The organism is Candidatus Polarisedimenticolaceae bacterium, assembly GCA_036376135.1.
GTDB lineage: Bacteria > Acidobacteriota > Polarisedimenticolia > Polarisedimenticolales > DASRJG01 > DASVAW01.
The window spans coordinates 1-6091 of the sequence record DASVAW010000055.1 but is presented as its reverse complement, the minus strand read 5'-3'; the positions used below and the strand labels follow the sequence as shown (position 1 = coordinate 6091).

5 protein-coding genes are annotated in these 6091 nt (G+C 71.5%); all 5 read right to left on the bottom strand.

Annotated features, from left to right (window positions below):
- Positions 1-385 (bottom strand): hypothetical protein (locus VF139_05155; protein ID HEX6850776.1); only part of this gene is annotated, 385 nt, incomplete at its 3' end.
- A gap of 19 nt (positions 386-404) precedes the next feature.
- Positions 405-2396 (bottom strand): arginine--tRNA ligase, encoded by a 1992-nt coding sequence (gene argS, locus VF139_05150; protein ID HEX6850775.1) that lies wholly within the window; start codon positions 2394-2396, stop codon positions 405-407.
- Between the two features lie 68 nt (positions 2397-2464).
- Positions 2465-4138: a fibronectin type III domain-containing protein gene (locus VF139_05145; protein ID HEX6850774.1), complete on the bottom strand. Its 1674-nt coding sequence runs from the start codon at positions 4136-4138 to the stop codon at positions 2465-2467.
- An 83-nt stretch (positions 4139-4221) separates the two neighbouring features.
- Complete coding sequence (locus tag VF139_05140; protein ID HEX6850773.1) at positions 4222-4962, bottom strand: Stp1/IreP family PP2C-type Ser/Thr phosphatase; 741 nt, start codon at positions 4960-4962, stop codon at positions 4222-4224.
- Positions 4959-5930, bottom strand: coding sequence for a tetratricopeptide repeat protein (locus VF139_05135; protein HEX6850772.1), 972 nt, complete (start codon positions 5928-5930; stop codon positions 4959-4961). The genes VF139_05140 and VF139_05135 overlap by 4 nt, the downstream gene beginning before the upstream one ends.
- Positions 5931-6091 lie beyond the last annotated feature (161 nt).

Below are 6091 nucleotides of genomic sequence, written 5' to 3'. Positions count from 1 at the left end.
CGAGCCGGGCGAGAAGGTCCATCTCGCGCAGCGAGCGTCGCAACGCGGCGTCGAGCTGGGTGACGTAGGCTTCGACCGCCGGCGCCCCCTGCGCGGCGCGCAGCCCCGGAAGGCCGTCGACCTCGATCGACAGGAGCGCCAGGGAGTGGCGGTAGCGGACCGCCCTCGCGAACTCCGCGTCGAGCATCTGCTGGAACGGGTGCGGCGCGGGATGCGCGCGCCACTGGGCGGAGGTGACGAGGACGTCGGCGGAACCGCCGAGCAGGAGCCGGGACGCCGCCGCCGGATCGACCGGCCCGATCACCGTCGATCCGCCGCCGAACGCCTCCAGCTCGCCGCGCACGGCGGCGTCGAGCGTGCCCACGACGACGAACCGGAGGCCCATGCCGGCCCTCCCCACGCGCCTACATGCGCTCGGGAACCTCGATGCCCATCAGGCCGAGCAGATGGACCATCCCGTCGTGATAGAGCCGGACGACCGCCGCCCGGGCCCTGCGCACGCCGGCATCCTCCTCCTGGGCCACCGGCCACCGGTGGTAGAAGGAGTTGAAGGTCTGGGCGAGAACATAGGCGTGCTTGGCGACCGCGGCCAACTCCAGCGCGGAGACCGCCTGCTCCAGCACGGCCTCGAGCCGCCCGAGCAGGGCCGGGATCTCCCAGTGCGACGCGCGGTCCGACTCGGGTACGAAATTGAAATCGGCGTTGGCCTGCAGCCACGCGGCGTCCGTCTCCTCCAGGCCGCGTCGCGAGCCGAGCTTGGCGAGGATGTTCCGGGCCCGAACGACGGAGTACTGGAGGTACGGGCCCGTCTCCCCCTCGAAGGCGAGCGCATCGTCGAGGTCGAAGGCGACCACGCGGTTCCGCGAGAAGCGGAGCATGTAGTAGCGCAGCGCTCCGACCGCGATGCGGCGCGCGGTCTCCCGCGTCTTCGCCGCCTCCTGATCGGGATTGCGCTTGCGGACTTCGTCCTCCGCCCGCGCGAGCAACGCGTCCACGAGATCGTCCGCGCGGACCCCCAGTCCCTTCCTGCCGCTCATCTCGAGGTAGGGCTTGGCCCGCTCCTCCTCGGTGAGGGGGTAGTCGGGGAAGAGGTGCTGCACGGCCGCGGGCGTGAGCGCGACCATCTCGTAGGCGAAGTGGATCGAGCGCTCCGCCTCGTCCCCGTGGCCGAGCGCGCGAAGCCCCTGGGCGACCACGCGCTGCAGGTACGACTGTCGCGTGTCGATCACGTTGTAGACGGTGTGCGCGTGCCCGAAGGCCGGATGCGCCGCCCCGTCGCCGCCCGTGACCGTCTCCCAGAGGGGGTAGAGCGGCGCGTCGCTCCCCCAGTCGAACGGCGCGTAGTCGAAGTCCCGCCCGAGCAGACCGAACTTCCACATCTGGTAGGCGATGTCCTTGCCGACGTAGGTCACCGTGCCGTTGGAGCGCACGATGATTTTCTGGTCCTCGCCCGCGCCCTGCTCGACACCGGGAAGGTCCATCACCCAGCAGCCGTCGTGTTTGCCCCCTTCGACGCGGTGGACCGCCCCCGCCGCCCGAAGCCTGCCGAAGGCGTCTTCCCAGAACCGGTGGGAGAGGATCTCGCTCTCCTTCGGCAACACGTCGTAGCGGACGCCGAGGCGGAACATCGTCGCGAGGTGGTGGCGCACCATCCGCTTCGCGACGTGCGCGGCGAGCTCGGCGACGGGGTTTCCCCCCTGCTCCATGAGGTGCAGCGTCTCCGCGCGGTGGGCCAGGCGCGCGGCGTCCTCCTCGTAGTAACGGGTCACCTCCGCGTACAGGTCCCACGCGATGTAGTCGAACCGCTCCCCCCGCGCCGCGAGGGTCTGCTCGGCGTACCGCTCGCGCACCTGCGCGAGCTCCTCGCCGCGCAGGACCCGGAACCCCACGACGAGATCGGCGACCTGGACTCCGGTGTCGTCGATGTAGTTCTGCACCTCCACCCGTCGCCCCAGGCGCGAGAGGAAACGCACGAGCGTGTCGCCGAGCACCGCGTTGCGCAGGTGTCCGATGTGCGCCGCCTTGTTCGGGTTGATGTTCGTGTGCTCGACGACGATCTTGCCGGCCTCGCCGCCGATTCCGGCCGGCGTCTCGACGAGCCACGCCCGAAGGTACGCGGCCCGATCGAGGAACGCGTTGAGGTATCCGGGTCCCGCGACCTCCAGCCGCGCGATCCCCTCGACCGGCTCCCACGCCGCGACGATCGCGTCGGCGAGGGCGCGCGGCGCCTTGCGCGCGAGCTTGGCGAGCTCGAAGCACAACGGGGAGGCGAGGTCCCCGTGGACGGGGGAGGGCGGATAGGCCAGCGGGATCGAAGCGGGATCGATCCCGCACGCACGCATCGCGGCGCGCCGCAGGCCCTCGCGGAACGCGGACTCCGGGGAAGCGAAGCGCACGGACGGTTCCTCCGATTCGAAGAGCGGGGGACTCTACCGCAGCGGCGGAAGGTCGGGCCAGCGCGCCGTCAGCGACGAGGCGCGGCGACGGCGGCGTCGCTCGTGGCGGCCAGACCGAGTGGAGTCACCGCCTCCACGCGGTACTCGTAGACGACGCCGGGCGCGGCGGTCGTGTCCACGAAGGCGTACTGCGCGGGGGTCGAGCGGTCGCCGATCGAAGGGACCCACACCGGGTTCACGCGCGACTCCGCGGTGTCGCCCTCGCGGCGGCGCAGGACGTTGAAGCCGAGCACGGCCGCTTCGGAGGTCGTCTCCCAGACGATCTGGACGCCGTCGGGGCCGGACTCCGCGCTCACCGATCCGGGCTCCCACGGGTACGCCGGGTCCGAGCTCGCGAACCACGAGAACCGGCGCGCCGCGCCCTCCTCGCCCTCGAGGTTGCGCACGAGCAGGAGCACCTCGCGCAGACCCTGCATGGGAACGGCGGCGTCGCCCCGTCCTTCGGAGTCGAGGGTCAGGGCCACGCGGCGGAGGGAGCCGTCCGTGCGCACGAGCAGGAGGTCGGCGGCGAGGCGTGCGCCCGATTCGCCTTCGAATCGGACGAGCAACCCACCCTTCTCGTCCGGCGCCCGCAGGGCGATCTGCGCCAGCCCCGCGGGGCCCAGCGCCGGCTCGCCGAGGATCGACACCGCCGGAAGTCCGTCGGCGCGCTCCGCGAACGACGGCGAGGGGACGTGTTCCGCGAAGGCGAAGTGCCGCCGGTCGTCCCTCTCTCCGGTCAGGATCGACCACACGTGGAATTCGCGCAGCGCCTCCGCGAGGCCCGATCCCGCGCCGCGGCGCAGCGCTCGCTCGAATGCGGCGGATGCCTGCCCGCCGCGCCCGAGCTCGTCCATCGCGAGGCGCAAGGTCGTCGGCCCGTACGCCTCGTGCAGGAACGCGAGCCATACCGCGTTCCCCGCGGCCTCCTCGAGCGTTTCGGGGGCGAGGCCGCCGTCGAGCCCGGCGAGGCGGCCGGCGACGAGGGCGAGCGGCTTCTCGTCCGCCGCGTCGAGCGTCAGCGAGCTCCATGTCGCGAACGCCTCCGACCACGCCCCGGAGGGTCCGGGGACGAGCGCATCGGCGATCGCGTGCGCGACCTGGTGGGCGGCCGCGCGACGGACGCCGTCGACGCCTCCCCGGTTCCACGGATCCACGAGGGCGATCCGGTGCCCGTCGCGGGAGGTGGCCAGAAGGCCGTCCACCCCGGAGCCCAGTCGTGCCAGGACGACTTCGATCGGCCCGGGAGCGGGGAATTCGAGCCGTCGGACCAGGAGATCGCGCGCGGCGAGCGCCCCCGCGGCCGCCGCCTCGACCAGGTCGGGAACGCCGTCGGCGTCGCCGTCCGGGCCGTCGACCCGGTCGAGCGCCCCTCGGTCGGCGGCGTACCGCACGACCACGCCTTCCGCGGCGACATGACGCCGCTCCCCGGCGAGAGGACGATCGGCCTGGAGGAGCGCCAGGGCGCGTCTTGCGGGGGGGGTGGCGCGGGCGGGGTCCGTCTCGATCCCGTCGGCCAGGAGCGTGGCACACCCCTGGGGAAGCGGCGCACCCGCCGAAAGCGCCGCGACGGCCTGGAGCCGGGTCGACGGGCGGGCGGTGGGGAACGGCTCCGGGGCGGACCACGCCACGGGGGCGCTGAGGGCGCCCACGAGCCCGACGAGGGCCAGACCGCTCGGTACACCACGACGCCGTGAGTTCATGAGAACGCCGGGAATATAGAGGGCGCGGTCCGGTCCGTCAACCGGAAACCGTTGCGGGAAAGCCACTTAGGCGCATTTTCCGCTCAACCCACACGGACCACGATGACGGTGACGTTGTCGTCACCCCCTCGCGCGTTCGCCGCGGCCACGAGAGTCCGGGCCGCGGCCTCCGGGTCGTCGTGGTGGGCGCCGAGCAGATCCCGGATGTCGTCGTCGGACAACATGGTGTTGAGTCCGTCCGAGCACAGCAGCAGGACGTCCCCGCTCCGAATCGACTCGAGTGCGATCTCCACGTCGACGTCCGATCGGCTCCCGAGCGCCCGGGTCACGATGTTGCGCATCGGATGGCGCTGGGCGGCGTCGTCGCTGAGAAGGCCGAGCTTGACCTGCTCGTTCACCCAGGAGTGGTCGCTCGTCAGTCGAAGCAGGCGCCCGTCGCGCAGCAGGTACACGCGGCTGTCGCCCACGTGCGCCACGACCGCGCGATCGCCCGCCGCGAGGACGGCGGCCACGGTCGTTCCCATTCCGCGTTGTTCCTCGTGAGCGGAGATCGACTCGCAGATCCGCCGGTTGGCTTCGTCGATCGCCTCGCGAAGCGAGGTCGACGCGACGAGGGGATCGGGGAGCGAGCCGTCGCCGGCGCGCCGCCGGACCGCGTCGAGCATCGTCTCGACGGCGAGACGGGCGGCCACCTCGCCCGCGGCGTGTCCGCCCATGCCGTCGGCCACGGCGAAGAACCCGAGGCCCGGATCGAACCGGAACTCGTCCTCGTTCCCCTCGCGACGGCGGCCGACGTCGGTGAGCCCGAAGGCGCGGACGTTCATCGCGCCCCTCCCCGCGGAGGCTGGCGCCGCGCTTCGCTCGCGCGGCCGGTGCGGAGTTCCTCGAGCTTCACGGAAGCCACCGTCACGGTCGGGTCCTGCTCGAGCACGAGCTCGAGCTGGGTCTCCGCCTCCTTGTATTGCGCCGCGCGCAGGTGCGCGAACGCGAGGTTCAGTTTCGCCGAGAGGTAGTCCGGATTCAATGCAATCGAGCGACGGAATGCGGCGATCGCCTCGTCGAGGCGGGAAAGCTCGCAAAGCGCGACCCCACGGTAGTTGTGGAGGTCGCCGTATTTGGGGTTCAGGGCGATCGCCCGGTCGAGCTCGTCGAGCGCCTTTTCCCACTGCTCGGCCTTCAGCAGGCCCAGCGCCGCGGCGTAGTGGTCCTCGAACTTGTACGGGGCCGACAGGAACGCCTCGCGGAAGAAGTCCTCGGCCTCCGCGTTCATGCCCTCGCGCAAGCGCTGCAACCCGCGCTCGTAGGGGGCCCGCAGCGACTCCACGCGCAGGTCCAGCACGCGCTGGAACGCCTCGGCCGCCTCGTCGTCCCGGCCGGCGCGCAGCAGGCAGAAGGCGAGCGCCGTGTGCGCGTGGTCGTATTCCTCGTTGGAGAGGATCGCGCGCCGGTACTCCTCGATCGCCTCGTCGAGCCGGTCGAGCTGCTCGAGGGTGCGGCCGAGGCGGAATCGGATGTCCGGGAAGTCGGGGCTGACCTCGGCGGCGCGCTGGTAGTCGCGGGCCGCGGCCTCGAGGTCTCCCTTCACCACCATGCGCTCCGCGGAGTGCACGAAGGTCTGCGTCAGGTAATAACGCGCGGTCCGCCGGTCGTAGTCGGCGAGATTCGGCTCGTCCTTGAGCGCCTTGCGGAAGAAGTCCACCGCCTGTTTGAACTCGTTGCGGTAGAAGTGGTAGATGCCGGACTTCACGTGGTAGCTCCCCATGAGGTTCCGGACTTCGCTCAGCAGGCGCATCGGGGCTCCGTGAAGCTCATTTCTTCTTGAACGAGGGCGCCGACTGCTGGGTGCGCAGGTCGAACGTCCGCTTGGCCATCTTGCGAATGATCTCGGGGACCCCCTTGTCGCCGGCGAGGGTCTTGAGGTCCTTGTTGTTCAGCCGCCCGACGAAGTTCGTG

Excerpts from the sequence above, each read along its gene's own strand:
- VF139_05140 (HEX6850773.1), bottom strand. The coding sequence starts at position 4,962 with ATGAACGTCCGCGCCTTCGGGCTCACCGACGTCGGCCGCCGTCGCGAG.
- VF139_05145 (HEX6850774.1), bottom strand. The coding sequence starts at position 4,138 with ATGAACTCACGGCGTCGTGGTGTACCGAGCGGTCTGGCCCTCGTCGGG.
- VF139_05135 (HEX6850772.1), bottom strand. The coding sequence starts at position 5,930 with ATGCGCCTGCTGAGCGAAGTCCGGAACCTCATGGGGAGCTACCACGTG.